Annotated in this window: 23 protein-coding genes; 2 read left to right on the top strand and 21 right to left on the bottom strand. The window is 42.3% G+C overall.

Annotated features, from left to right (window positions below; genetic code table 11):
- The 5 genes from hslO to L6773_RS00415 form a co-directional block, all read right to left on the bottom strand.
- On the bottom strand, positions 1–909 hold the full coding sequence (hslO, locus tag L6773_RS00435) for an Hsp33 family molecular chaperone HslO (protein ID WP_237851860.1): 909 nt from the start codon (positions 907–909) through the stop codon (positions 1–3).
- Between the two features lie 174 nt (positions 910–1,083).
- Positions 1,084–1,908 (bottom strand): DUF6159 family protein, encoded by an 825-nt coding sequence (locus L6773_RS00430; protein WP_237851859.1) that lies wholly within the window; start codon positions 1,906–1,908, stop codon positions 1,084–1,086.
- A 57-nt stretch (positions 1,909–1,965) separates the two neighbouring features.
- Positions 1,966–2,130, bottom strand: a complete 165-nt coding sequence (locus tag L6773_RS00425) for a hypothetical protein (RefSeq protein ID WP_237851858.1) — start codon at positions 2,128–2,130, stop codon at positions 1,966–1,968.
- A gap of 91 nt (positions 2,131–2,221) precedes the next feature.
- Complete coding sequence (locus L6773_RS00420) at positions 2,222–5,449, bottom strand: S41 family peptidase (RefSeq protein ID WP_237851857.1); 3,228 nt, start codon at positions 5,447–5,449, stop codon at positions 2,222–2,224.
- 197 nt (positions 5,450–5,646) lie between these two features.
- Complete coding sequence (locus L6773_RS00415; RefSeq protein ID WP_304622103.1) at positions 5,647–6,792, bottom strand: Glu/Leu/Phe/Val family dehydrogenase; 1,146 nt, start codon at positions 6,790–6,792, stop codon at positions 5,647–5,649.
- Between the two features lie 230 nt (positions 6,793–7,022).
- Here L6773_RS00415 and L6773_RS00410 point away from each other — a divergent pair, with 230 nt between their 5' ends.
- The gene (locus L6773_RS00410) at positions 7,023–7,700 is read left to right on the top strand and encodes a DUF748 domain-containing protein (protein ID WP_237851856.1); all 678 of its coding nucleotides are present in this window, start codon (positions 7,023–7,025) and stop codon (positions 7,698–7,700) included.
- A gap of 2 nt (positions 7,701–7,702) precedes the next feature.
- Here L6773_RS00410 and L6773_RS00405 read toward each other — a convergent pair whose 3' ends face one another.
- From L6773_RS00405 to L6773_RS00380, 6 genes are all read right to left on the bottom strand, one after another.
- The gene (locus L6773_RS00405; RefSeq protein WP_237851855.1) at positions 7,703–8,584 is read right to left on the bottom strand and encodes a ZIP family metal transporter; all 882 of its coding nucleotides are present in this window, start codon (positions 8,582–8,584) and stop codon (positions 7,703–7,705) included.
- 105 nt (positions 8,585–8,689) lie between these two features.
- Positions 8,690–9,040: an MmcQ/YjbR family DNA-binding protein gene (locus L6773_RS00400; RefSeq protein ID WP_237851854.1), complete on the bottom strand. Its 351-nt coding sequence runs from the start codon at positions 9,038–9,040 to the stop codon at positions 8,690–8,692.
- A gap of 61 nt (positions 9,041–9,101) precedes the next feature.
- Positions 9,102–9,686 carry a hypothetical protein gene (locus L6773_RS00395; protein WP_237851853.1) on the bottom strand — a complete coding sequence of 195 codons (585 nt, stop codon included), beginning with the start codon at positions 9,684–9,686 and terminating at the stop codon, positions 9,102–9,104.
- Positions 9,687–9,976: 290 nt separating this feature from the next.
- Positions 9,977–12,718: a cation-translocating P-type ATPase gene (locus L6773_RS00390; protein ID WP_237851852.1), complete on the bottom strand. Its 2,742-nt coding sequence runs from the start codon at positions 12,716–12,718 to the stop codon at positions 9,977–9,979.
- 61 nt (positions 12,719–12,779) lie between these two features.
- Positions 12,780–13,688, bottom strand: coding sequence for a non-homologous end-joining DNA ligase (ligD, locus tag L6773_RS00385; RefSeq protein ID WP_237851851.1), 909 nt, complete (start codon positions 13,686–13,688; stop codon positions 12,780–12,782).
- A gap of 3 nt (positions 13,689–13,691) precedes the next feature.
- A complete protein-coding gene (locus L6773_RS00380) occupies positions 13,692–14,279 on the bottom strand; it encodes a DNA polymerase ligase N-terminal domain-containing protein (protein WP_237851850.1) in 588 nt (195 codons plus the stop codon).
- 837 nt (positions 14,280–15,116) lie between these two features.
- On the opposite strand from L6773_RS00380, the gene L6773_RS00375 reads away from it, so the two are divergent.
- Positions 15,117–16,232 carry a hypothetical protein gene (locus L6773_RS00375; protein ID WP_237851849.1) on the top strand — a complete coding sequence of 372 codons (1,116 nt, stop codon included), beginning with the start codon at positions 15,117–15,119 and terminating at the stop codon, positions 16,230–16,232.
- A gap of 95 nt (positions 16,233–16,327) precedes the next feature.
- Here L6773_RS00375 and L6773_RS00370 read toward each other — a convergent pair whose 3' ends face one another.
- The 10 genes from L6773_RS00370 to L6773_RS00325 form a co-directional block, all read right to left on the bottom strand.
- The gene (locus L6773_RS00370; RefSeq protein WP_237851848.1) at positions 16,328–16,873 is read right to left on the bottom strand and encodes a hypothetical protein; all 546 of its coding nucleotides are present in this window, start codon (positions 16,871–16,873) and stop codon (positions 16,328–16,330) included.
- A gap of 80 nt (positions 16,874–16,953) precedes the next feature.
- Entirely contained in the window at positions 16,954–17,544 is a 591-nt protein-coding gene (locus tag L6773_RS00365; protein ID WP_237851847.1) for a DedA family protein, read from the bottom strand.
- A 36-nt stretch (positions 17,545–17,580) separates the two neighbouring features.
- A complete protein-coding gene (locus L6773_RS00360; RefSeq protein ID WP_237851846.1) occupies positions 17,581–18,663 on the bottom strand; it encodes an AI-2E family transporter in 1,083 nt (360 codons plus the stop codon).
- A 66-nt stretch (positions 18,664–18,729) separates the two neighbouring features.
- On the bottom strand, positions 18,730–20,340 hold the full coding sequence (locus tag L6773_RS00355; RefSeq protein WP_237851845.1) for an AsmA family protein: 1,611 nt from the start codon (positions 20,338–20,340) through the stop codon (positions 18,730–18,732).
- A 150-nt stretch (positions 20,341–20,490) separates the two neighbouring features.
- Entirely contained in the window at positions 20,491–20,868 is a 378-nt protein-coding gene (locus tag L6773_RS00350) for a DUF423 domain-containing protein (protein ID WP_237851844.1), read from the bottom strand.
- A gap of 89 nt (positions 20,869–20,957) precedes the next feature.
- Positions 20,958–22,175, bottom strand: a complete 1,218-nt coding sequence (locus L6773_RS00345) for an aminotransferase class V-fold PLP-dependent enzyme (RefSeq protein ID WP_237851843.1) — start codon at positions 22,173–22,175, stop codon at positions 20,958–20,960.
- Positions 22,176–22,370: 195 nt separating this feature from the next.
- Positions 22,371–22,931, bottom strand: coding sequence for a RidA family protein (locus L6773_RS00340; RefSeq protein ID WP_237851842.1), 561 nt, complete (start codon positions 22,929–22,931; stop codon positions 22,371–22,373).
- 208 nt (positions 22,932–23,139) lie between these two features.
- Entirely contained in the window at positions 23,140–24,408 is a 1,269-nt protein-coding gene (locus L6773_RS00335) for an amidohydrolase/deacetylase family metallohydrolase (protein WP_237851841.1), read from the bottom strand.
- 19 nt (positions 24,409–24,427) lie between these two features.
- A complete protein-coding gene (locus tag L6773_RS00330; RefSeq protein ID WP_237851840.1) occupies positions 24,428–24,916 on the bottom strand; it encodes a RidA family protein in 489 nt (162 codons plus the stop codon).
- A 227-nt stretch (positions 24,917–25,143) separates the two neighbouring features.
- On the bottom strand, positions 25,144–25,992 hold the full coding sequence (locus L6773_RS00325) for an SMP-30/gluconolactonase/LRE family protein (RefSeq protein ID WP_369431052.1): 849 nt from the start codon (positions 25,990–25,992) through the stop codon (positions 25,144–25,146).
- Between the last annotated feature and the right edge of the window lie 160 nt (positions 25,993–26,152).

The following is a 26,152-nucleotide window of genomic DNA, read 5'->3' as shown; positions in this document are numbered from 1 at the left end:
CTAATTCAGCTTAGCTTTGGCAGATTCTACAATCGAATAGATCTCTTCCTCACTAACGGTATGTTTTGAACCACAATAGTGGCACACCATCTCCTGGTCTTCACCCTTCAGTTCTTTAAGGTCTTCGTAACTGAGAAGTGACAGTGCATTTTTAAATTTGTCTGTACTGCATCGGCAGAAAAAGTGGACCGGCTGTCGATCCAGCTCCTTCACTGGAAAGGGTTTACAAGCTTCCTCCATGATCGCATCAATGTAATGCCCATCTTCAAGAAAGTTGGAAACAGGTGACAGTTCTTTAACCGTTGTTTGCAATGTTTTCATCACCGATTCATCCGCTTCAGGTAGTCGTTGGATAAGTAATCCGCCGGCTTGATTGACATCACCATTGTCTTTCAAACTCACATCAAGTAAAAAGGCAGATAAAACCTGTTCCGATTGAACCATGTAATGCGCCATGTCTGAAAGAACATCACCCTCCACAATCTCAATGGTGCTGGTCCTTGGTTCAGCTTCATTATAGAGCGTTTTTGAAACCGTTAGGAGGCCTAATCCAATTCCGTCACCTATGGATACATCCGGTTGGCTGTAATCGAGTTCAACGGTCGGGTTTTGTGAATAACCCCTTATTTCACCAACACGATTGGCTTCGGCTATAAGGAATCCGACCGGACCGTTTCCTTCCATTTGTACTTTAATTCGTTCCTCGCCTTTTAGTTCAGAAGCGAGCAGCATGGCGGCAGTTAGAGTTCGGCCCAACAAGACGGTATTCAACAGGGAAAGGCCATGATTGTCCTTTGCTGTTTGAACTACATCGGTTGTTTTTACAACACTGATTTTGAATCGTCCTTTGGTCTCGATTCCCTTGATCAGGCGATCATTAAACTTAAATTCTTCCTTACTTATAGACATGAATTTTTCTTTTGCTATCCTTTCAACGTTTTGAGTGACTTATAACAAAATTTGTGTTGAAAATCGTTGCAAAGATAAGGAGAATTTAATCGATCAAATAGCTCTCTTTTCTTGATGTACACTGGGCTAGAAGGAATCAAAATGCCAAATCAATCAATTAAAATTCTTTGAGGATTAGTGAAATGCATTACTGATCTGTGAAAGTGAATAAGAAGGAGGAATTTTCTCCTCACGCACAAACAGGTACATCGCTCCCATGAAGATAGATTGCAGTGACCATTGAACAACGCCCATTCCCAAAATTAACAAAACACCAGTTATAATACCTACGATAGCTGCTGCGCCACCATATTGTAAGCCCAGGAAGATGATTAAAAAAATTGGGAAGCTTAACACGGCAAATATCAATCCAAAACTGAAATGTCCGATGAGCTGTTCTCCCCAGGAATTTTTGAGCATTTCAGCAGATAGTTTGAGTGATGTGACAGGGCCATGACCCTCTACGATAAGAATTGGCAATACAAGGAAACTGGTAACCGTCCAGCTCAATCCGAGAAAGGCGGAAAATAATTTTCCAACGCTGTCTGAAGAGTTCTCAATCGAATTGATAATCAGCCCAACCGTGGCGGCGATAAATGTCCATCCCAATAGTGGAGTAATTCTGTGAGAAACCATTTTAACAGCACTCGATATGGTTGGATTTCCACCCCTCATCACATCAATAGCATATACAACCGATGCCGAGTTAAAAAAAAGTACCACAAAGTACGAGAGAAAATAAAACAGAAACAGGTAGAGGTACCCGATAAAACCGGGTTGATTCTCTAAAAATTGTAGTGAGGATAGATTGCCTGTAGCAAAAAAAGGCAATAGAAAACTTGCGATGATAATTAGCGTGAAAATCCCCGATAAAACTGGAAATAGCAGGACAGCTGTATCTTCTTTTAGAACCTGGAAGGAGCTTTTCATTAAAGACCATGTGTTCGAGAAACGACGCATATCCTCTTCAGTCTATTTATGGTTCTTGATTAGCCAAAAATATATCGAAAACGGAAATTAGTAAAACAGAGCATAATAGATCACATAAAACCAACTAAAAATGCCATGAATAATCGCCCAAATAATTGATTTGTTTACCGACCATGAAATTGTAACTGCCAAGGCTGTACCAAGTGTAATGCCGCCTCGAACCGACTCCTTTACTCCTCTATTTTTTGCCATTTTTCCTCCAAATTCGTTAAAGATGGTACCGTTTAAATCAGTAGATCTTTACGGTAACTTGCAAAGAAAGTTGAGTCGTTCAGCATTAAAACTAATTATTTGTGATTTCTGACATCAATTGTTCTATAGCTGTTTCAAGTTGTTGATCCTTGCCGCTCCTTATGATTTCAGGTTGATTTTTGATAGCGATATCCGGCCTCACCTGGTTATTTTCCAGCCATTTACCGGCTTTATTCTTTGCACTTACAGGAACCACACCCCAGACAACGCCATTCGAAAGCCGTTCCCAGCCTGCAAAGCTGCAAGTTCCGGGTACGGGCATACCGACGGTTGTACCGATTTCAAGATCTGTATAGCCGCTGGCATAGCAGTGCCCGTCGGAATACATACTTTCGTTAAACAGGGAAAGGGTTGGTTTGGTCCATCGTGATGTGGGTTCTCCGCCAACAACTTTTGCTTCGGTTGCATAGGTTAGAAATCGTTCTCCGGTAAAGAACATCGCAAGATCTGCAACAAGGTCACCACCACCGTTAAAGCGAGTATCAACAATCACCCCGTCCGTTTCCAGGTATTTTCCAAGCATCTCTTCAAAGACCACGCGATACGGTTCGTCACTCATTCCCGGAATATGGACATAGCCCAAACGGCCATTACTTTTTTCTTGAACCTCCTGCTCGTTGATCTCAACAAATCGCTCATAAAGTAAATCTGCTTCATCACTGAGGGTAATTGGCTGAATGGTAATCTGTCTTGATTCCTCAGAGTTTGGACTTTGCACTTCGAGCAATACAAAATCCCCGGCTTTGTGATTGAGAAACCGTGTGATATCCTGATCTGAGCTGAGCGTATCTCCGTCAATAGCGGTAATAATACTTCCAGGTTCGATGTTGACATCAGATTTGTCGAGCGGGCCGCCGTCTATAATTTCATCGATGCGGATTCCATTGCCCCCATAGTTCCAATCCATAAAAATGCCAAGTGATGCAGTCTCATCACCATTTTCCATCGAAGAGCTGTACCTGCCGCCCGCATGAGATACATTCAACTCACCTAACCATTCGGAAATCATTTCGGCAAATTCGTGCTCATTACTGATATGGGGAAGATACTTTTGATACTCCTCGTACAGCATATCCCAATCGTTGCCATGAAAAGTTGGCTCGTAAAAAATCTTTTTGGTTCTCAGGTAGATATGTTCCAAAAGATGCTCCCGTTCTTTCTCCTCATCAAAGGTCATTTCGCCGGCAATGGAAACTTGTTCACTGCTTCCTTCCTCTAGGTCTATTTTTGAAATGTTACCTCTGCTTAACAGGTAAAGATTTTTCATCTCCTTATCCCACATCAAACTGCCTGATCCGGTGTTCAGAGTTACTGCCATTTTGGTTTCTTTTGTTCTGAGATTCGTCTCCCAGAGATTATAATCATCCTCAAACCGGGCGAGATAGTAGAGTTTTTCACCGTCCTTGGACAGGACAGCGTCACTCAGGAAACTGGAGTGAATAGTGAGTCGGGTTGTTCGTTCAGTTAACTGGTCAAAATCAAACTCAAGCGGTTCAACTGTATCTTCATCAGACTCATCGCTTTCGTCATCCTCATCTGATTTCTGTTCTTCTTTGTTGGCTTTTTTGATCTCCTGCATCAGTTCGAACTCCTCTTTACTGAGATTGAACTTATCCCAAGCCTCTTCTGTAAAGAACATGGAGTACACATCCAGTTCTGTTCGCCCACTGGTTGCATAACTTCTCAATCCGTCCCTGTTACTGAACCAGATCATTTGATTCCCGTCGTTCACCCATTTTGGTGCTCCGTCGTAGTATCCGCTTTTGGTAAGGTTGAACCGTTGATTTCCATCTGCCGATAAAAGGAGAATTTCGCTGTTATTGAGGAATTTATCCCAGCCAACCAGCAGCCAACTGCTGTCCGGGCTCCATCGAAAATATTTGTCGCCATCACTCATATGAAACAGTTCATCCGGGGTAAGAATGTCTGTAGTTTCTTGTGTTTCAAGGTCAAGGATTCGAAGGGTTCGCCGTTCAAAAATGTACGCCAATTTTTTGCCGTCGGGCGAGAATTGTGGCATGTAATTATCTTGATCTCCGCTTACAAGTTCTTTCTCCTGAAGAAGAGTACTTGCGTAAAAAAACGGTTCGGATTCCCGGACTTTCTCAGTTGCAAAAATACTCCAGCTTCCGTTTCGTTCTGCAGCATACGCTACCTGTTTACCATCGGGCGAAAAGGTTACAAACTGTTCCTGTTCCGGCGTATTCGTGATTCGTTTGGTAAGAGAACCATCAACAGAGGTAACAAAAACTTCACCACGTGCTACAAACGCTATCTCTTTTCCATTGGGTGATATGGCCATTTCACGAACTCCGCCGTTAATGTTTATAAACTGGTCAGAATTCGATTTTTCCTGTGTTCGAATGGTTATATCTATTTTCTGAGGATCTGTATTTTCGGTCATTTTGTAGAGTTCGCCGTCATAACTGAATGCCAAAACACCATTGCCGTGACTTAAAAAGCGGACTGGATGGAGGTCAAAATTTGTGAGCTGAGTGCTGTTGGCCGGATTATTGAGGGACAATTTGTGAACATTAAAATTTCCACTCTCTTCACTCAGGTAGAAAAGTGATTCTTCAGTTTCATCAAAAACAGGATTGCGGTCCTCACCTTCAAAATCAGTGAGCTTGGTATGTGAGCTGTCTGCCTTATAATAGATCCAAAGATCTCTTGTGATGGATGATGTATGATGTTTTCGCCACTTATCTTCATATCCCTTTTTATCATGATAAACGAAGTATTGCCCTTCACTGCTTGCCTGAACATCTTGAGCCGGAACCGTAAAAACCTGGTCAACCCTCCCGCCATTTGCAGGAACGGAATAGAGTTCAGGCTGGGCAGAAGTTGGATATTGCCGGTGTTCAGCACGATCCTGCCGAACTGCACCAAATAAAACGGAAGAGTTGTCATGCGAAAATGAGTAGGGCTGTTCATCATTGGAATGATATGTTAACCGGGTGGCAGGACCACCGAGAGCATCCATCACATATATATCAAAATTGCCGTAACGATCGGATGCAAAAGCAATGGATGATCCGTTTTGACTCCAAACAGGCATGAAATCGTGGGCTTCATGAAATGTTAGCTGCTGAGCTTCACCGCCATCAGACGAAACCCGGTATAGATCACCTTTATAGGTAAATACAATGGTCTCACCATCAGGAGAGATGGATGGATAGCGAAGCCATAGTGGATTATTTTGTGCAAAAAGAGCTTGAATAGAAAAAAGTAATGCGAAGATCGACAAAAAGTATTTCATTTTATCTTGAGAAGGGTGTTTAAATAAGATGTTTTGGTGTACCAGAATATAGTGCGGTTATTGGTGAATTGGTATTTTCGGCATCCAGCTCTTTGAGGATTTGGCTACTATAAAAAAAGCAACCCGTTTTACCGGGCTGCCTTGTATGGTGAGCTATGGGTTTCTTACCTGCTCATTTTCGAGAGCTCTCTTTCCACTCATGTTGAATGTGTATGTTTTGGTTTGTAGATACTTTGTAAGCTGCTAACTTTTTGGATTCGATCTTCGGCTAAGAGGTTGGATGCTTCAACCGGTGTTAGATTTTGAGTATCTGCATATTCAAAAATTTTTAAAACCGTATTATAGATTTCTGATGTCCTTTCCATTGCGAGCTTTTCATTATATCCTTCATTTTGAAGCTCGGTGGAAATGTTGATGATCCCACCGGCGTTAATGACATAATCGGGAGTGAAGAGAATTTCTCTATCTTGCAGCATACGGGCATGTTTTTTTTCATCATCTAAAATATTATTGGCTCCGCCGGCAATGATATCGCAGGAAAGATGTGGTATGGTGTCGCTATTGATAACCCCACCCAACGCGCAGGGACTAAAAATATGGAGATCGAGAGTATAGATGTCATCGGGAGTTACTGATTTTGCCCCGGTTTCATCGGCAAGTTTTTGGGCTTTTTCCTTAAAAATGTCTGTGACAAAAAGGGTGGCATTTTCATTTTTCAGATATCTTGCAAGGTGGGTGGCAACAGATCCCGCACCCTGGATTCCGATACGTTTGCCGGAAAGAGAATCACTTCCATAGGCTCTTTTTGCCGCTGCTTTCATACCCATATACACTCCATAAGCTGTAACAGGTGAAGGGTCACCACCACCACCAAGAGATTTTGGTATTCCGGTTACGTGATTTGTTTCAAAGTGGATCCAGCTCATTTCTCTCTCTGTCATCCCAACATCTTCGGCCGTTATGTAGCGGCCGGCCAGGCCGTCGATGAATTTGCCAAAAGCGCGAAACATCGCTTCGGTTTTATCGGTCCTGGAATCTCCGATGATTACCGCTTTTCCTCCTCCGAAATTCAGGCCGGAAATAGCTGCTTTGTAGGTCATTCCGCGGGAGAGCCTCAAAACGTCTTTTATCGCTTCGTCTTCTGAATGATAATGCCACATTCGGGTACCGCCAAGAGCGGGCCCGAGTGTGGTGTCATGTATCGCAACAATTGCTTTCAACCCGACCTCTGGGCGAGAGCAAAATACAAGCTGTTCATGCTCCATGTTTGTAAGTTCGGAAAATAGTGGATACTCTTTATCCAACAACACTTTATCGTTAGAAAGTGTAAATGATTGATTCATAGAAAAATTGAGAAACAGGCTTGTTAATATTCGTTTGGTAGCGCTTCCAAATATATAAAGTTTTATCGGGTTTTAGCAATTATTAAAGCAGAAATTTTTTTATCGTAATTCATTCAACCTATTGATATAAAAGGCTTTAATATTAAATTATGACATGTGGGTCTGATTTTTTGGAGAGTTTTTTGGAACTTTGACTCTTTGTTCATCAACAACCTTAAAAAAATGGATAAATGAAGCATAAAGGATTGAAAACATTTGCAGGGTTTATCATTGTATTAGCTGCAGCTTTTATTGTCTTAAGTTTTACTATTGATGGCATTGTAAAGTCGGCGATTGAAGAAGACGGGCGAGAGTTATTTCAGACTGCCGTAGAGGTCAGTAATGTGAATATTTCAATGTGGAATGGAACTAGCGAAATTTATGGATTTACAGTTTCCAATCCCGATCAGTTCAGCGATCAGCCGGCAATAGAGTTAGACGAAATCCAATTAAAAATTGACCTCGCATCTATGCTTTCAGATACAATTCTGATTGAAAATATTCGGATTACAGGGGTGAGACTCTTATTTGAGCAACAGGGTTTTGGTATTAATCTCAGGTCTTTGAATCAAAATATGGATCTGTCGGCGGATGAGGATGATGCCGTAGTTGTGATTGAAAACCTGCTTGTTGAAAACGCAACGGTACAGGTTAGCAGTACGATTGACCGGGAGCGTACGGTTGAGGCAAATATTGAAAATATTGAGCTTGAGGGTATCGGGCGAGATGGAAATAATACTCTCAAACAAAGCATGCAGCAAATTTTGGAGCCGCTGATAGAACGGGCTATTCAAGAAGCTGTGACAGGTGGTTTACTCCAACAACTTGAAAACAGGTTTAAAGAGCTGTTGGGCGGAGACGAAAATTAAGATCAGACATCCAGGAGAAACTGGAAGAGGATCATAGCAACGGCTGTAAACGTGGTAATCAAGAAAACTTTTTGTGGACTCAATTCATCCCTGGCCTCGGGTAATAAATCTTTGAAAACCATCCAGAACATTGCACCTGCTGCTATGCCCAGGCCGATGGGAAGATAGGTTTTAAATGTGAGAACGAACAGAAATGCAGGAACAGCCATAATTGGTTGAGGGAGGCTGCTAAAGATACTCCACAAGGCAGCACTTCGAATAGAAGCACCGCGAGGAATCAACACCAGGCTGATTGCCAGTCCCTCTGGAATATTATGAATTGCGATTGCAACAGAAATTATGGAGCCAAAAGAGGGACTGTCACCGAAAGAGACCCCTACGCCAATACCTTCCGCAAAGGAATGGACGGTCATAATGCCCACGATCATCAACATCTTTAATGCATTGGCTCCCTGAATTTCACCTATGGAATAATCCTTATCTGTAGATTCAAGATATTTATGAGAAGCGAAGACCAACGCAGCTCCAATAATTAATCCAAAAACAACTTTTACGATAGAGAATTCGCTGTTTGCAATTGTAACTCCCTCATATACCAGGCTCACACTTGCCCCAAACATCAAACCTGCCGCAAGTGCATTGCCATAGCCCAACCAACGGCTTCCAACTTTCTTGATGAACAGAAATGGAATAGCCCCAAATCCTGTAGTGGCAGCAGTAATGAAGGCAGCTATAAATACGTGATATATTTTGACCTCTCCTGATCCTAAATCATTTGCAACCCAGTAGGAACTGAATATAACTGCGAAAATCAAAAGAGAAGCAAACAGAGTGTTGAGAAGTCTGTTATCCCCGGATTTTGGGGATGGTCCATTTTGGTTCATGAACAATCTTAGTTATAAAAGAGAATTAAGTAATATCTGAAGATTAGGGATAAGTTAGAATGGATAAAATATAAATTGGATGAAGACAATTTGTTTCTAATCAGCTCAGTGTAGATTCATACGATCCTTCTTCGGCAGGTTAGCAACAACCAGGTCATATGAATTTGAAATCCATTTCTGAATTGTTTGATCCGGTATATTATTCTCCATTACGATTGTATTCCAGTGTCTTTTATTCATATGATAACCAGGAATCACAATTCCGGGGTACTCCTCGCGAAGCTGCATTGCAATTGAGGGATCGCATTTTAGATTGATGCTTTCAAACTCATCCACATCACACAGAGCAAACATCTTTCCCATCACTTTGAATACAAGTGTGTTTTCATCAAAAGGGAATTCTTCAGATACACGATTAAATGAAAGACAGAAATCACGAAATTCTTCTATATTCATATAGAAAATGGGACATTTTATTTCGTAAAACAGGACTGGACGACCTTAGAAAGTAAGATAATCAAAATGAGCCAAACCGGATAGTTGAACGAAATGTAGGTGAACTTAGATCCTTATCATCTAAAATTTCGAGATTTACACCATTCACAAAGCGATAACCGACCCCAATTGTAACTCTCATAAAATTTGTAAGATTCAGTTCCACATTGATGGTTGGATCAATCACAAAAACCCGGTCGTCATCAAACAAATCTTCATTGTCTGAATTGTAACGCAGGTTCACTTCACCACTGCCAATAAAGGTTTCTACAGTGAGATGAAGCATATCTTGGGAGTTATGCAGATATCCGAAATACAGACCTCCATACCCAAAACTTATGTAACGGTCACCCTCCGGAGTTTCATCAAATTTAATGTCGTTGGTAAGGCCAAGGCCACCACCACCAATTGCAACTGTGTGATCAATAAGCCAGGCGCCATAACCGCCAATTGTAACTCCAAAAGAGTTATTGATTTCTGAGAAATTTGAGATTAAGCCTCCATATCCACCGTGATCAATGTCACCGTTTAACAAGGTTTCAGATTGACCAAAGCTGTTGGTGAAAAGTGCGAATAAGAGAAAAACCGCAGGTATTATTCGTTTCATCTTGATGATTCATTTTATGAAAATTACAAAATGTAAACCGTTCAGTTAAACAATGGCCTTTCCTGTAAAAAGATTAATCAACTAGTTTGAAGTACAGATGAAACACTTATAGCAGTCCAGACTATACATTTACTACTCAAAATTTACCTGCTGATAATCCTCAATAAAATTGGCAATATTACATACTTGCACATTTTCATCGTTCTTTTTGTAAAACTTTCTTACCTCAGAATCGATCTATGTGGAATCTTCTGATGGGTTTGGTTTAGACAATAATTTCGTCGGGTTCATTAAAATTCGAATCTCGAATTCTTTGTAATCTCTTTTAAAGATTGAATGGTAATCATCGGGAGTACACTCGTGATGCCAATGAGGATCCAGGTACTTAGATCCATCTGCTGGTAGGATAGTACATCGTATGTCTGAGGAATAAAGTAGGATGCGATAATCACTGACACACAGAAGACAACCGCTACCCAGACATAACTGTTTTGAGTCACCTGGTTGTTAAAGATCGGTTCATTGGCTTCCCGCATGTCAAAAACATGCCAAAGCTGGGCAAATGCCAGGCTGAAAAAGGCTACATTGTTGCACACCTCTTCTGAAAGATGCCAGTAGAAAAGGGCAAAAAAGTACGCCCCTGAAATAAAAAGTGTCAGAATCAATCCGTAAAGGGCAATCATTATCCAGTTATTTCGGTTAATAATGGGTTCTTCAGGATCTTTTGGATCCTGTTCCATGATTTTAGGATTTCCCTGACCAATTCCGAGTGCCAGCGCAGGAAATACATCCGAAAGAAGATTCAGAAAGAGCAGTTGTAACGGGAGGAGGGGAAGTGCAAAAACTGAAAAACTGACTCCCGCTATAATTAGAATTTCGGACAGGTGATAGGAGAGCTGGTAAATGATGAACTTCCTGATGTTACCAAAAATGATTCGTCCTTCACGTACCGCCTGTACAATCGATGAAAAGGCGTCATTCTTTAAAACCATGTCCGAGACCTCCTGGGCAACCTGCGTACCGCGTTCACCCATAGCGATTCCAATATCAGCTTTTTTCAGGGCTGGGGCATCGTTGACACCATCTCCAGTCATTGCTACGATATCACCATTTTGCTGGTAATATTCGATGATCTTCAATTTCTGTTCGGGATCTACCCTTGCAAAAATCTGGGTATTCACAACTTCCTTCCTGTCGTGTTCATCAACATCTTCCCGTAATTCACTTCCGTGGATGGCTTTATCGGACTCTTCATCAGCCACGTTTACTTCCCGTGCAATATTTCGTGCCGTACCGGGATGATCGCCGGTTACCATCTCTACCTTGATTCCCGCTTTTTGACAGGTTGCCACAGACTCCTTTACCTCTTCCCGGGGGGGATCAATGAATCCAGACAGGCAGAGAAACGTCAGATCTTGCATAAGTTCTTTCTCCACATCGGTATCTTCCGCTGGTTTTTGTTCCAGCTCCCGGAATGCGAAGGCGATGACCCGCAATCCGTCTTCGGAAAGTTCCTGGTTCCGGTGATTCCATTTCTCCTTGTCTTCATCCGTAAATTCCGATAAAGATCCATCAGAAAACGTATTTGAGCAGCGCGGTGCGATCGATTCTGCGGCTCCCTTGCAAAGCAACATAATTTTTCCGTCAATTTCATAAACGGTACCCATCACCATGTCCTCTGAGTCGAACGGTTCTTCATGGATCCTCTCCATCTCCCGCAATTCATTGAACCGGTCTGAATCAAAAGTTTTTCCAAATTCCAGCAGTGATATGTCGAGTGGATCACCTTCCCCATTTTCTCCATTCTCCGCATGATTCAATTCTGCATCATTACAAAGAACAGCTATCTCAAAGAACCGCTTGAGACGTTTATCATTTTTCTTCAATCTATTTTCAGCTAATTCCGAAGCAACAATATCGGCCCGGTTTTTTTCTTTTTCCCATTTTACCTCACCTTTCATATTGTCGAACTCCACCATCTGCAATGTGAGCCTGTTTTCGGTGAGAGTACCGGTCTTGTCGGTAAAAATGACTGTTGTTTCGCCAAGGGTTTCAACGGCCGCGAGCTGTTTGACGATTACATTGTGGTCGGCAAGCCTGAGCATCCCTTTAGCCAAGGCAATACTTGCAACGATAGGCAGTCCCTCGGGAATAGCAGCAATAGTCCACGCGATGGCTGTCTGTACCAATTGATAGAGCTCTTTACCTGTCATCCAGCCCACGAGGAAAAAAGCAGTGGCAAGACTTGCGGTAACCCATATCAGTTTTTTTGTGAGAGTTTCCAGTTTGCGGTTTAGCGGTATCTGTTCTTTTTCAGCCTTGCTGACCATTTCGGAGATGTTTCCGATCTGTGTATCCATTCCGGTTGTAACGATCACTGCTTTACCATGGCCATTTGTGACAGCTGTCCCTTTAAAAACCATATTTTTTTGATCGGCAACCTGTGTTTCCACTTCAAGCGGATCGATCTCTTTCGAGACGGGAACAGACTCCCCGGTCAGAGGTGATTCATCGACAGAAAGTTCAGAAGCTTCTATGAGCCGTGCATCAGCGGGGACCAATGCACCGGCCTCCAGCTCAAGGATATCACCGGGTACCAGAAGTTCGGCATCAATCTCCTTATCCTCGCCTCCACGGAACACATGGGCCATCACCTTATCCATCTCCTGGAGGGCATTCATGCTTTTGCGTGCCTGGAATTCCATCCAGAAGCCGATCATGGTATTTAGAATCAGGACAACAACAATGGCAATACCCTCCGGTATATCACCAAATACAAAGGCTAAGACAGCGGCTGCCGTTAAGAGATAAACGATTGGATTGTTTATCTGGTCGATCAGGATTTCTAAAAGGCTTTTCTGTTCCTGCTTTTTTAACTGATTTCGGCCGTAAGTATCAAGTCTTTTTTCTGCTTCATCGTCCGAAAGTCCCTTTTCAGGGTCTGTTTTAAAACTCCGAAGAACCTCATCTACATTTTGAGAATATGGATTTTCTTTCTCGGAATGTTTTTTTGATGATGCTGATGAATCCATCTAAAAAATGTCAATCGAATTAATAAGTACTATGAATGTATGTTTGTGGCCTTGAATTAAGTTAATTGGCTTTCAGCTTTTTTAATCTATCCGAAGCTTGAACAGGGGACGATGCATGGTTTTTAAAATCTTTCCAGGGATCCGTTTTTCGGCTCAATCGCTTAAAGATATTTTTGATGGTGTAGCGTTGAGCGTGCAGATCATTTCGACTCAATTCATCCCAATCCAGGGGTGTGGCCACAGGCGCACCTTCTATTGCCCGCACCGAGTAAGGAGCAATCGATGTTTGGGCATAGGCATTTCGAAGATAATCGATAAACAACCGGTTCTTCCGCTTGTTTTTTCGGGTTTCGGTGGTAAATGTGTCTGCATATTGATTCGCCAAAAAATCAGCTGCTTGTTTTGCAAAATGTCTTGTTTTCTCAAATTCCAGATCAGTATAAATCGGGGTACAAACATGAAGCCCTTTCGAACCTGTGGTCATCACAAAAGCATTCAGTCCAAGTTCATTTTCTAAAAGATTTCGAAGAGCGTTTGCACCCTTAACAACTATCTCGAAGTTTCCCTCAGGTGGGTCCAGATCAAACACAAGCTTATTAGGTTTATAAAGGTTTTGGGTCGTACTCAGCCATGGATGCAGACTGATGGTACCCTGATTTACCAGATAAACCAGTGTCTCAACATTGTTGCATTCAACCTGCCGGATTGTCCCGTCCTCTTTTTTCCTGATCGAAACGGAATCGATCCAATCGGGAAAATAGTCCGGCATCTCCTTTTGATTAAATCCTTCTATATTGATTCCATCCGGGTATCGTTCAAGCGTAAGAGGCCGGCTCTTTAAAAAGGGCAAAAGGGTATCAGAAATGCGGTGATAATATTCAATTAACTCACCCTTGGTAATGTCATTTTCAGGAAAGAAAACTTTCTTTTCATTTTTTAGCTCAATGGTATGTGAGCCGATTTGCGTCATGTTTTAAGATTCTTGTTTAGCGATTTCTTGAAGTGTTCGGCCTGATTTGACAGACTTGTTCTCGGTACTTACAGGATTTCTCCGGGCATCTGCGTATTCATCATCCGTCTTCACCAGGAGCCAGTTTTCATCCGTACTGTTTGTTTTGAAGAGCGCATAGCCACCCGATATTTTTTCACCTTCAAGGAATACTTCAATCTGACCTTTATCATAACTTTTTTCGACAGGCAGCTCACGATTTTCACTTTTCTTCAGGTTCCGGTAGGTTCCACGGTCCCAAATCATAACAGTGCCCGCTCCGTATTGATCTTCGGGAATCACGCCTTCAAATTCAGCATATTCTAATGGATGGTCTTCAACTGGCACAGCAAGTCTCTTTTCCGATGGATCTGTTGACGGACCTTTAGGGATTACCCAGGACTTGAGTGTACCATCGATCTCCAAACGAAAATCGTAATGCAGTTTAGTTGCGTCATGTTTTTGAATGACAAAAATCGGTTCATTACCATTTGCTTTCTGCTTGTCAAATGATACAGGTTCAGGCGTTTCATCAGGCTCTCTTTTCTCCATGTAACTTTTTCTTGAACTCATAAGACATTAATAGCCTCGATACAGTTAAACATCATTTCGCTATTTATTAAACATATTAAATTGCGGATATGTTCTAAATATCTGAGTTCAGTTTAAGTATTTGCAGATAGAAGCCTGCGAAACAGATGTACTTCATAGCGAATTAAAGGCAAATGACGGGATCGAAAAGTAGCAACTCTATCATAGTTTTGGTCGAGTACATTTCCGGGATACATTAATAGTCCTACCTAATGTGAACTACCTCTAAAACAAATTAGAGAAAAGGGCAGGCATTCTTTCAATTCTGGCTGGAATCGATAACTGATTTCCTCTGCACTGAATCAAATTGCAGAAGAATAGGCGATTGCAGAATTCATTTCAAACCGCCGGCTGGTTCACTATCGATATATATCACTGGATGCAAGAGCAAACCAGTGAATTTGCTGATCTGCACACTCTTTGAACCATTTTCTCCAATAATATTGCCCGGGTAGTAAAAGGGCAGAGTCCCCAACCGATACCTTCCCGGTTAGGCTCATCATCTTTTTTAATGGTGATTTTCAGCATGTTACCCAAACATGATACAGTTGTTCTTTGCCGCTTTCGTCAACATTTGTCCTATAGAGTAGATCGCTTTTTCAGATGGCTTTAGATAATCTGTAAATATTCCTCGATTCAGTCTTCAATCAGATTTAAAAAGAATCGAATGAAAACAACACTGGTAAACTTGCATATTATTTTACTTTAAAGGAGATTGAGATGAAATTATTAGGATTAAAAATGTACCTGTTCCGCTTGGTACATCAAATCAATATGTTCGGTTGCTGTTTTTTTGACGATCAAATTTTAAGGAGGGGTATGCCAATACCAAAAGAAAGAGTTCCCCTGAGGCCAATTCGGTACGATTTATATACACGTCGATTAAAGTTTTGCATGTTGTTATGCCTGCTTAGCTTAACTCTGCCGGGGTTGGTGATGAGTCAGAGTAGCGATGCTTCTATTATATCATATCCTCTGTTTGAAAGCGATGAAACCCTTGAAATTACCATGGAGATGGATATCCGAAGGGTACTTAGAGACCGGGGTGAAGAAACCGATTACCATCCACTTACGGTAAGTTGGACCAATGAACAGGGCGAACTCATGGAAGTGTCAGCGCGGGTTAAGGTAAGGGGGAATTTTCGCCGGCAACGCGAAAACTGCCGCTTTCCACCCTTGCGAATGAGGTTTGAAGAGGAAACAGTCGTAGGAACGGTCTTTGAGGGTCAGGAAAAACTGAAACTGGTAACACACTGCCAAACGGGCCGATCCGAATATCAGCAATATGTCTTGCAGGAATACCTGATCTACCGTTCATACAATCTGATGACAGACAAGAGCTTCCGGGTGAGGCTGGCAGAAATAACATACTCTGACAGCGAAAAGAGAGACGATCCTTTTACCCGTTTTGGATTTATCATAGAAGATGAAGATAAGATGGCCGAGCGTCTTGGGGGCAGAATTTTAGAAGTGAAAAACGTTCACCCCGATCTTACAGACTATGAACTTAGCAACCGGCTCGCAGTATTCCATTATATGATGGGGAATACCGATTGGTCAATTCCTAATCTACATAATATCAAACTTGTGATGCCGGAGGGTGAACAAACACCCTATGCTATTCCCTACGATTTTGACTGGAGCGGTATCATTAATGCCAGATATGCAGATCCAAACCCGATGTTGAATATCCGATCTGTCCGGCAGCGAGTATTCAGGGGACTTTGCCGAACGCCGGAAGAATTCATGAAGGAATTTACATTTTTCAATGAGAATAGAACGGCGATCTTTCAACTCCATCAAAATCTTGTACCACCGTTAACAGAGGATTGGTTTGAAGAAGCTGTCGAGTACCTGGACGAGTTTTATGCAATTATTAATGATCCCGATGAAGCTAAGGATGAAATCATTGATGAATGCCGAACGGATCAATAAAGCCTTCATTTTTTCCATGATTGAAAGCTGGAGTTGATCTATGCGGTCTTAAATTCGTTGCATGGCATCACACATCTCAGTAAATAAACAATCTATCAATCAAAATTGGCATTTTGATAATCGTAGATAAATGCTTCCATCACGTTCTCTGCAGCCTGGTTGATTAGCGGTAGTTGATCTTGTGATACAATTCCAACCATTCCTGTATCCCAGGTACTCGCAGATGTTTGAAGATCTCTGTTTAGCGTCAGTTTTACAGGCTGATATAGATGAAGGTTGATGGAAAATGGTATGAGGCCGTTGTCGAGCCTCATCGTGTTGATATGCATATACAGAAATGGAATATCGGCAGAGGATTCAACTTCATCGTCTGATACAAATCTAATACCTGCCTCTACGATTTGATTGATGGCCTGCTGACGAATCACAGTTGGGGTCAAGGAATCGTGGTCTACAACCTGTTGTGAACCCTCAATGTTAGCAGTAAATCCAAATTCCTGGAGACCCTGTAGTGATATTCTGGCTCTCTCTATCTCATTTTGAGCAAATAATAAGACTGGGAATGAGATAAGTGTTGTAAGTAGAAAGATCTGTTTAAAAATTCTTTTTGAGGATATTCGGGACAGTAAATAAGAAACCATGTCTTTGTTATTTGAAGCGGATGTATTACAGTTTTCAACAATATAGAACAAGATCACATTTTGTAAAGAAATTGCCGGTACTATTTGTTTTTTACAATGTGATAGATATAGGAGATAACGATAATTCCAAAGACAGCGTACCCGACTGGGTCTAGATAATCTTGAACACGATCATAATTTCGGCCGAGTATCTGACCGAGATAGGTAAGCAATCCAATCCAAATAGTTGTACCTGCTACTGACAATGAAAGAAAGCTGAAGAAATTCATTCGGGCAACACCGGCCGGTATGGAGATGAGTGTTCGTATTCCCGGAATCAAGCGGCATAAGAAAACAGCCGATGCATCATGACGTTCGAACCAACGGGTAGCCCTGTCTATATCTTTGGGATTCAGCATAATCCATCGCCCGTATTTTTGCGCCCAACTTTTAATTTGTTCTTCACCAATTTTTAATCCCAGGTAATAAAAAGGAAGAGTTCCCAAGACAGATCCAATAGTGCCGGCTGCTATCACTCCCAAGAAATTTAGTTCTCCTTGCTCAGTTACAAAACCGGCAAATGGCATTATCACCTCCGATGGTATGGGCGGAAATATATTTTCAAGGATCATCAGCAAAGCAATGCCGGGATACCCGATCGATTCGATGATATTTTTTACCCAATCAAACATTGAACAACTGAAGATTTAGAATAGGATAATAGTATGTTAACCTGAATCTTGATCAGTTTTGAGAAAGTTTAGTTTTATGGTATGTCTTTCTGTTCCACGTGTTCCAAGAAGATACCCAATGGGTTTGAGGGAATCGATATTCTCGCACACAATTTTCAACATAGCCAGGTAGGGAATTACCATAAACATACCGGGCAGTCCCCATATCATTCCGCCGCCAATCAGTGAAAAGATAATAACCAGGGGATTGATCTGAACATAGGAACCGGTGATGTTGGGAGTGAGAATATTATTCTCAAGAAACTGTACTACAAAAAACTGACCTACAACGGCAAGAGCAACTCCGGTTGACTGTGTTGCGAGTACAAAAATAAATACGATCCCATACCCTAAGACCGTACCGAGATAAGGTATCAAATTGAAGATTGCAGCGATAATTCCAAACAACATTGCATATTGTACTCCCACAAGGTAAAATCCAAGTGTGTTAAGGCCCATTAAAATAATGCAAACAATAATCAGGCCTTTCATGTAACTGGGCACAACCTCTGAAGCTTGATCGATAATGTTTTCCGCAATGCCCTGTTGATCAGAAGGAACCAGCAGGTTGATGAATTTTTTGAACTTGTCACGGTAAAACAGAAGTAAAAATGTGTAGACAGGGACCAGGCCAATCGCCAGGATTGAGTTTGCTGTTGCCGTAAAAAACGTTTTCAGGTATTGACCGGTGTTTCCAACAGCGTTCTTTACCATTGCATCCTGCTGATTTTCCGCTACGCCAATTAAATCACCAATCGAGCGTTGAAAACTGCTTAAATTTTGCCTGAATTGTTCCTGAATTTGAGGCAAATCTGAGGTGAAAGTTGCCACTAATAGAGCCATTCCATACACCGACCCTACTACAACAACTGCCGTGGTAATGATCAGTACAAAATTTGTAAGAATTCTCGAAAACCCCCTGTTTTCGAGTTGTTCTGCGGCAGGATAAAGGAGGTAGGCCAGGAGTACAGAAAAGAAAAGCGGAACAAGAAGAGTTTTCGTGATGATTAAAGCGGTAACAATTAAAAATGTCAGCAATAATCTAATAAGAGATCGAACAGCAAGCGGATATCTTTCCATGACAAATAATTTAGAATAAGATCAACCTTATTTGTATGAATATCAGTAAGTTAAGTTCCTAAGTTATCATAACCCAATGTTATCTTTGAGGCCGGTTGATAATGACTTCCACCAATAGCTAAACATAGATTTGGTCTCTTCACGTTCTTTTGAAATTTCTCCCCTTCGAAATGGCTCTTTATCATTGTTTTCTTTTACTTTTAGCAAATTTGCGAGTACTGATCTTAACCATTTCCTGCCACCGCTGTTAACATTTTCTGAATCGAGAACGGCAATTTTCAAATCACTGTACACAAGTTGGGTCCACCCACTTGCAGAGTTGGCTTTGAGATCCATTAAAAACTGCAAGGAGTGAATGGTACCTCTTTCTGTTCGAATAAGTCCAACAGGTTCCAGGATTGGATTTAACTGTGCGGCTTGCATGCTGGCAAGTGTTCCCCTCGCTGTATGATCTCCCTCTTCATTCATTGGCAGTACAAAATGGGCGTCCAGTTTTGCTACGCCCATCACATCTGAACTTACATTAAGTGTAATTTCATGTCCCTCGCTGACGGTTGTGGAATCATTCGTTACATTCGCAAACATACCGTTTACGTTGGAAAAGGTAACAGTACCCGGACGATTCACGTCCGGCAGGTGTTCACTGTACCTGATTTCAGATTGGTTGATTGCAATGGTATCGACAGTGACAGGAAAATTGAGATTTTTGAATGCCATGTGCGGAAATGTTTTTACACGGTCAGGTCCGTCAGGCACCAATTTACTGTGAAATACATCCAGGTCCGCAGCATCGATGGTAAATCTGTCAGCGATTAATATTCCCGATTTTAAACTCTCGATATCGGGATTTTCAAGCCGTAACTGACCCACAGTTAGCGAGATTCTATCTTTTTGATGGCCAATCTTTCGGGCAAACTCATACCTGGGATATTGTGGAATCAGCTTCAGTGAATCAAGTGAAGCAATATTCGCGGTTGTAGAATACTCGGCTTGATTCGATTCAATAGCATAAAGGCCGTTTTTAAATGCATACCGAAAATTTCCGGATGACGTTGTAAACGATTCAAAATCAAAGTAGGGAAAATTAAACCTGCTTGTCGAATCCATCCGAACACCCGAAATCATCAGGTTAAAATCATGTAGTTCAGCCCTGGAACGGCTTTGATCGGAGGTTTGAAGATTCACCGATCCGCCCTCAACGATAAATCGATCCAATGAAATATTGGATGTGCTTTTTTGGTTTGGTGGTGAATCAGTTGTTTGTTTCAGGAACACTAGCGAGTCGGGACTATTTTCAAAAATTCTTACAGTTGGGTTTAGAAAGTGAACATCCGCGAAGCTTGCGGAACCATTCCACAGATAGGGAAGAAATTGTATGCCGGAGATCGAAAGTTGGTCAAACTCAATTTTGGGTGCAGTCGATGAAGAGTTGGTTGGATGCAGGCTCACACCATTTAACTCCATTTTCCGATTCCAGACACTCAGCGTAAGTTTATCAATCTGTAATTGATATTGATTCAGGGTCTGCTCAGAAACAGCATTTGTAAGGCGATTTTCAACAAGATCGTCCAGGTAATAACTCAAAAAAACCTGGATTCCTGCAAGAAATAGAAGGAGTAGGAGCAGAATGGCCAGGCCGACTTTTAAAAATTTCGAGCGAGTATTTTTCGGACTCATAGTTTCATCTTCCTCAGCAGAACTCTTATTAACACCGGACTTTCAAGAATATTAATAAAAGCTGCTATCAGTTCATTGGATATTAATCCAATAGTAACAAAAATTTTTGTGGAAGATGTATGGTTAAATTATTGGGTGAATTTTTGAGAATTACGGGTTTTTTAAAACACCTATCAACAAAAAGACCCATGCTAAAATGAACGCAAACCCCCCAATGGGTGTGACTGCTCCCAGCCAACCGATGTCCAAAAGAGTGAGCAGGTATAAACTCCCTGAGAAGATCAGAATTCCGAAAACCATTGAATACCCGCTCCATTTCATCCATTTGTTGGAGATGTGAAACGAAACAGCTCCGATAATTAGCAAACCAAGGGCGTGGTAGAAATGATATTGAACGGCAGTTTGGTAGACCTCAAAACGGTCGGGGGTCAGGAGCCCCTCAACAATATGTGCTCCGAATGCGCCAAAAGCCACGGCCAATGCCATGAAGATGGCACCTAATTGCAAGAAGTTGTTGGAGTAAAACATGGTATTTTTTTACCGGTATCAATTTGTGGTGAAGACATTGTAGAACGGATAGTAACTTTACAGAAGAATGGAATGAGAAAAAATCATATTCACATCAGGGCCATTTCAAGTTCTTCTTTCAATCTCTTGGCTACAATACCAACCTCCTCCTGTTGCATCATGAATACGCTGACCTCAACCGATTCATCCCCGCCAAAGGTAACAATGGACGGATACCCGTTTTCCAGGTTTTCGCGCAGTTTTGGCGGTGTGATGTTGATGATCTCCTGGTCCCATTTGATGGAGAGGTGAGGTACATGATTTGCCACAGGAAACACATAATGATCCGTTTCCACGGATTCAACAGAACTTACAGCTTCATCAATAAGAGCAACCCTGTTTTCCCATTCCTCCCAATCTTTTTCATGATCGCGTTCGAGGTATTTTTCAAGTGCAACCATCATCGCCAGGATCTCCTCTTTATTCACTTTCATTCCTCGTCCGATGGTATTGCTATGAGGAACCGTGTTCAACCGTGCCGCTTCTAGGAGATCTTTTCTTCCGAAGAGTAACCCGGCACTTTGCGGTCCCCGAATCGCTTTTCCGCCGGAAAACGTAACTAAATCGAAACCCATCTCAATATATTTAAAAAGATTTTCAACGGGTGGAACATCCGCGGCCGCATCAATAAATGTCGGTACATTATTTCTCTGTCCTATCTCTACAAACTGTTCACGGCTAACGCTATGCTCCCCCGCTGCATTGAAAAAGAGCATCATGACGGTTTTCTCGTTGATCGCTTCCTCCATCTCCCTTGGACCATTCACCTCCACCATTTTTACACCGGTGTTGCGAACGGCATGATCGTACCCAAACCGATGAGTGTCCTGGATAATCACTTCCAACTGTTGGCCCGGAAGATTAGGAAGCGCCCGAATTTTTTCCTGGTCTTTTCCCGTGATGCAAGCGGCCGCTCCGAGAGTCATGGCTGAAGCAGCACCTGCCGTTACCATCGCCGCTTCGCAGTTTAACATTTCTGCGATACGCTCGCCAACCTTATCCTGTAACTCGTTCAAGTCCACGAACTGTTGAGAGGCATAATTGTACGCTTCGATGACCTCAGGGTGCATCAGAGATCCCGATTTCGCCGTAATCGTTCCCCATGCATTGATAAAAGGTTTGACTCCCAATTCCGTGAAAAAATCACGATTGTAGCCGGGCCGAGCCAGCTTTTCTCCGGATACTTTACGGATCGCATTTGATCCCGCAACTCCACCCATGAATGGCAGTGTAGCGAGCATTTTTAACATCGTTCGTCGGTTAAGCATGGTTTTATATGTTTGATTAAATATTATTCGATTCTGGTTAAAGTTGAGGATTTTGTAGTGAGTGTCTCCCTTTCAGGGGAGACAGAGTTTTTCAACGGTTCTTGAAAAACTCAGAGGGGTGTTTTCACAGTGCGGTGACATCCCCCGAGTTCATTCGCTGGACGCTCATTTCACTTTTCCCCTCAAAGGGGTAATTTATTCCACAACCTCCACAATCATCTCGATCTCTACCGGTATGTTGCTTGGCAATGATCCCATACCTATGGCAGAACGAGCATGTCGTCCTCGGTCGCCGAACACTTCTACCATCAGATCGGAAAACCCGTTGATGATCTGTGGATGATCGCCAAAAGTGGGTTCGGCATTCACCATCCCCAATACTTTTACAATTCGTTTCACTTTATTCAAATCGCCAATTTCAGCTTTTAATGAATTAATGAGTGAGATGCCGGTCAATCGAGCGGCTTCCTTGGCCTCCTCAACTGTAATCTGATCTGTTCCAACTCGTCCAAATACTAATCCACCTTCAGGTTTGTCAGGGCCATGACCGGAGAGAAAAATCAGATTCCCAGTTCGTACGGCTTTTACATAATTGGCTACCGGCGGGGTTGGAGGGCTGAGTTCAATTCCCAGCTCTGCAATACGTTTCTCTACATCATAATCATAAAGGTTATCGGAGTTAGTTTGATTATCGGTCTTTGCACATGTCATGATAAAAAGTGGGATTAGAGTTAAAAGGATTAAATTTTTTAGCATATCAAATGATTTTTGAATTTAGAAAATCCCGCTTTGAAGGGGTAGGGGGTGGCTAACTAGTGATGGCGCAAGCGTCTCGCTTGTGCCCTAATTTCAAGCACGAGCGAGACGCTCGCGCTATCAAAGTTCCAGTAATGATCCCATGAATCGATCCTGTTAATTTTTTTGTTTCGCGTTCAAAAATGAGCTATTTCAAAGGGGGATTTATTCATTCCTCTTCATATGGTGTCGCAGCTAACCCATTCAGATCCCAAACCACATTGCCGGCGCGAATGGTTAACTCAGGTTGTAATTTTTGAGTCCCGGGCAGGCTAAACTCACGGGCATCAAGAAACTTGAAATCACCTTCCTGGAGGCTAAAAACCGATATATCTGCTACTGCCCCTTCTGTTAGGTGACCGAGCTCCTCACGCTTTATTACTTGAGCCGGTTTCCAGGTGGAGGCTTCAATAACTTCCTGCAATGTCATTCCCATGTTCATAAATTTCGACATCAGGTTTGCCATATCTTTCATACCGTCGTTCATGCTGCCGACATGAATATCAGTACTGATGGTATTCGGCCACAAACCCTGTTCAATTGCAGGAACGGCAACACTGTAAAAGAAACTCCCGCCGCCGTGTCCAACATCATAAATGATGCCATTTTCCTGGGCTTCAAGCATACCCTCTCTCAATTTTCCATTTTCATCAATTACTGCCTGGCGGACCTCCACGCCACCGCCGTACACATGTGTATAAATGTCGCCGGGGCGCAGAACATCATGCAATAAACTGTCTAAAGGAAGCGGCGGAATAGCACCTCCAAAATCAACCATAACCGGGATATCAGCTCTCTCAGCTGCTTCAACCGTTCGGTGATAAGGTTCCCAGTCCCGGCCGTTGTAGTGAGCAATTTTTACTCCCACAATCTCTTCATGTTGATTTGCAACAATCGAGGTCATGCGTGGATCCATATCATCCAGGTTTTGTTCAGGAACACCGCTCATTCCGTCTCCAACGATATTGATGAATGCCAGCATACGGGTTTGAGACCGGTCGATTACCTGGCTTTTGAAGTGTTGAAAATTTCTCCATCCGGCGCCGCCCACATCTACTACGGTTGTAACCCCGGACCGAAATGTAAATCCATCCGGCGGGAGGGCATTAAAACCGTTACTGTAAGCACGGTTTGGTTCCGTACCATAATAATTATGGCTGTGCATGTCGATTATTCCGGGTGTTACATAAAGCCCGGATGCATCAACAACTTTTTCAGCATCCGCTTCGGAGATTTCTTCCTGCACTATTGCAATGGTACCCTCTGAAATAGCAATATCATAAATCCCGTCAATACCATTTTTAGGATCGATGACGTGACCATCTTTCAGAAGCAGGTCATAACTTTGGGCGAATAGCAGGGATGGAATTATCAGGCATAGGCCGATAAATAACAAAACGAATTTTTGCGGATGAATCATGGAATGTGAACGGCTCATAATTGAAGATTTTTATTAATTAAAGTGTAGCGATACAGTCAATTTCAACCAGTGAGTTTCCGGGGATTCCACCGTAGCAGGATACTGTAGTTCGAACCGGAGGGCTATCACCGAAACGTCCCCGATACGCTGTATTCAATCCATCATAATCACGAATGTCATGCAAATACACGTTTACTTTCAGCACTTTCTCCATGGATGATCCGGCACCCTCAAGGGCTTCCTCAATTTGATCTAAAACAGAATTTGTGTGAACGGTGATATCACCTTCGCCGTGTTCGCCTTTCCCGGCCACATATACAAGACCGTTGTGAACTTTTACGCTTGAAAACAGTGGTACCTCGCCCTGCTGATCTTTATCTGCAATTGTTTTGATAGAGTTGTCATTCTGAGTATTTGCAGCTTTTGCCTGGGAGATTCCGAAAAGTCCGGCACCTGCTGCCAGAATTCCACTAAACATTGATTTGATAGCTGATTTTCGTGTGGTTTTTTGAGAGTTAAGATCCATTTGCTTTGAACTGTTTATTTGAATTTATGTTGGTTTTGGCATTCGTTCGGTATAATGTACTTCTGCAAGATTTGATTTACAAAATGAAGATCGGCTCAGCGAGCCGATTTACGTAACACGGCTCGCTGAGCCGTGAATTCTTTTTCCACCCAAAAAACTTATATTGGCGTAAATTTGTAACTATAACTGGCGCAAGTTTGCAACTTGTGCCTTACATTTACCCGTACTTATCCAAACAAATTCCAGCTGCGTCCCGGTGTATCTGTTCTGAAGGATTGTATATTTCCAATATCAGCCACTGTACAGTAAACCGTTTTTCCATCGGGGCCACCAAATGCGAGATTAGTAATGCTCTTGCCCTCAAACATCTCAATTTCTCTAATGATCTTACCTTCAGGCGACACGATCACAACTGTACCTTTTCCATGTCGGGTGATGTATAGGTTCCCTTTCTGATCGCAGCGAATTCCATCCAATCCAAAATCTGAGAATTCAATCAACAGGCGTTTATTGCTGATTTCTCCATCATTGGAAAGATCATACTGCCAGACCTTTCGCTGAACCGATTCGCCCACGTAAAGTTTCGATTCATCTGTACTAACCTCTATTCCATTTGTGGTTCCCATCTGGTCTTCAAGAAGCGTAGTTGTTCCGTCGGTATCAATCCGCCAAAGCTGCCCGGTAGATTCACTCCAGTTCGGATCACTCGCATACAGAATATCATTGGCTCCAATAGCCAGGTCATTGGGCTGATTCATTATTGGTTCGTGAGCAAATACGGAAACCTGCCTTGAATCCAAATCCACTTTCAAAACATTATGATTCACGTAATCCGCCAAAAACATCTCGCCCTTGCTGTTAAATCGAATTCCGTTGGCAATGCTGCCGTCAGAAAGTTCCAGAAAGACAGTTGTTTCTCCATCGATAGTAACTTTTCCAATCGTCCCTTGCCGATTGTAATTCACTGCATAGAGATTTCCATGGGTATCCACCGAGGGTCCTTCCGCACCGGATGTAAAACTACCCGGCTCTGTATAATGACCAACTTCAAACAGGCTTTGATTGTTTTTTTGCAGTACTGAAAGGAGGGTAGGGGCAGCTAAAAGTGAGCTGGTGATTATTTTTAAAAATCTAAGTCTGTTCACGGTACATTAATGATTAGGTCGAAAATCTTTTAGGATATAAGTCTCTGATCTGTTATTGCGAACGCAGTGAAACCCCGTGGGGGATAACTTT

Source organism: Rhodohalobacter sulfatireducens (genome assembly GCF_022012475.1).
In the GTDB taxonomy this organism is placed as follows: domain Bacteria; phylum Bacteroidota; class Rhodothermia; order Balneolales; family Balneolaceae; genus Rhodohalobacter; species Rhodohalobacter sulfatireducens.
The sequence above is the reverse complement of the archived record's forward strand: the minus strand, read 5'-3'. Positions and strand labels throughout refer to the sequence as shown.

Excerpts from the sequence above, each read along its gene's own strand:
- L6773_RS00405 (WP_237851855.1), bottom strand. The coding sequence starts at position 8,584 with ATGAACCAAAATGGACCATCCCCAAAATCCGGGGATAACAGACTTCTC.
- L6773_RS00355 (WP_237851845.1), bottom strand. The coding sequence starts at position 20,340 with ATGAGTCCGAAAAATACTCGCTCGAAATTTTTAAAAGTCGGCCTGGCC.
- L6773_RS00395 (WP_237851853.1), bottom strand. The coding sequence starts at position 9,686 with ATGAAACGAATAATACCTGCGGTTTTTCTCTTATTCGCACTTTTCACC.
- L6773_RS00380 (WP_237851850.1), bottom strand. The coding sequence starts at position 14,279 with ATGAGTTCAAGAAAAAGTTACATGGAGAAAAGAGAGCCTGATGAAACG.
- L6773_RS00340 (WP_237851842.1), bottom strand. The coding sequence starts at position 22,931 with ATGCTAAAAAATTTAATCCTTTTAACTCTAATCCCACTTTTTATCATG.
- L6773_RS00360 (WP_237851846.1), bottom strand. The coding sequence starts at position 18,663 with ATGGAAAGATATCCGCTTGCTGTTCGATCTCTTATTAGATTATTGCTG.
- L6773_RS00410 (WP_237851856.1), top strand. The coding sequence starts at position 7,023 with ATGAAGCATAAAGGATTGAAAACATTTGCAGGGTTTATCATTGTATTA.
- hslO (WP_237851860.1), bottom strand. The coding sequence starts at position 909 with ATGTCTATAAGTAAGGAAGAATTTAAGTTTAATGATCGCCTGATCAAG.
- L6773_RS00365 (WP_237851847.1), bottom strand. The coding sequence starts at position 17,544 with ATGTTTGATTGGGTAAAAAATATCATCGAATCGATCGGGTATCCCGGC.
- L6773_RS00415 (WP_304622103.1), bottom strand. The coding sequence starts at position 6,792 with ATGAATCAATCATTTACACTTTCTAACGATAAAGTGTTGTTGGATAAA.
- L6773_RS00335 (WP_237851841.1), bottom strand. The coding sequence starts at position 24,408 with ATGAGCCGTTCACATTCCATGATTCATCCGCAAAAATTCGTTTTGTTA.
- L6773_RS00370 (WP_237851848.1), bottom strand. The coding sequence starts at position 16,873 with ATGGTTTCTTATTTACTGTCCCGAATATCCTCAAAAAGAATTTTTAAA.
- L6773_RS00330 (WP_237851840.1), bottom strand. The coding sequence starts at position 24,916 with ATGGATCTTAACTCTCAAAAAACCACACGAAAATCAGCTATCAAATCA.
- L6773_RS00350 (WP_237851844.1), bottom strand. The coding sequence starts at position 20,868 with ATGTTTTACTCCAACAACTTCTTGCAATTAGGTGCCATCTTCATGGCA.
- L6773_RS00430 (WP_237851859.1), bottom strand. The coding sequence starts at position 1,908 with ATGCGTCGTTTCTCGAACACATGGTCTTTAATGAAAAGCTCCTTCCAG.
- L6773_RS00400 (WP_237851854.1), bottom strand. The coding sequence starts at position 9,040 with ATGAATATAGAAGAATTTCGTGATTTCTGTCTTTCATTTAATCGTGTA.
- ligD (WP_237851851.1), bottom strand. The coding sequence starts at position 13,688 with ATGACGCAAATCGGCTCACATACCATTGAGCTAAAAAATGAAAAGAAA.
- L6773_RS00375 (WP_237851849.1), top strand. The coding sequence starts at position 15,117 with ATGCCAATACCAAAAGAAAGAGTTCCCCTGAGGCCAATTCGGTACGAT.
- L6773_RS00345 (WP_237851843.1), bottom strand. The coding sequence starts at position 22,175 with ATGCTTAACCGACGAACGATGTTAAAAATGCTCGCTACACTGCCATTC.
- L6773_RS00390 (WP_237851852.1), bottom strand. The coding sequence starts at position 12,718 with ATGGATTCATCAGCATCATCAAAAAAACATTCCGAGAAAGAAAATCCA.
- L6773_RS00420 (WP_237851857.1), bottom strand. The coding sequence starts at position 5,449 with ATGAAATACTTTTTGTCGATCTTCGCATTACTTTTTTCTATTCAAGCT.
- L6773_RS00425 (WP_237851858.1), bottom strand. The coding sequence starts at position 2,130 with ATGGCAAAAAATAGAGGAGTAAAGGAGTCGGTTCGAGGCGGCATTACA.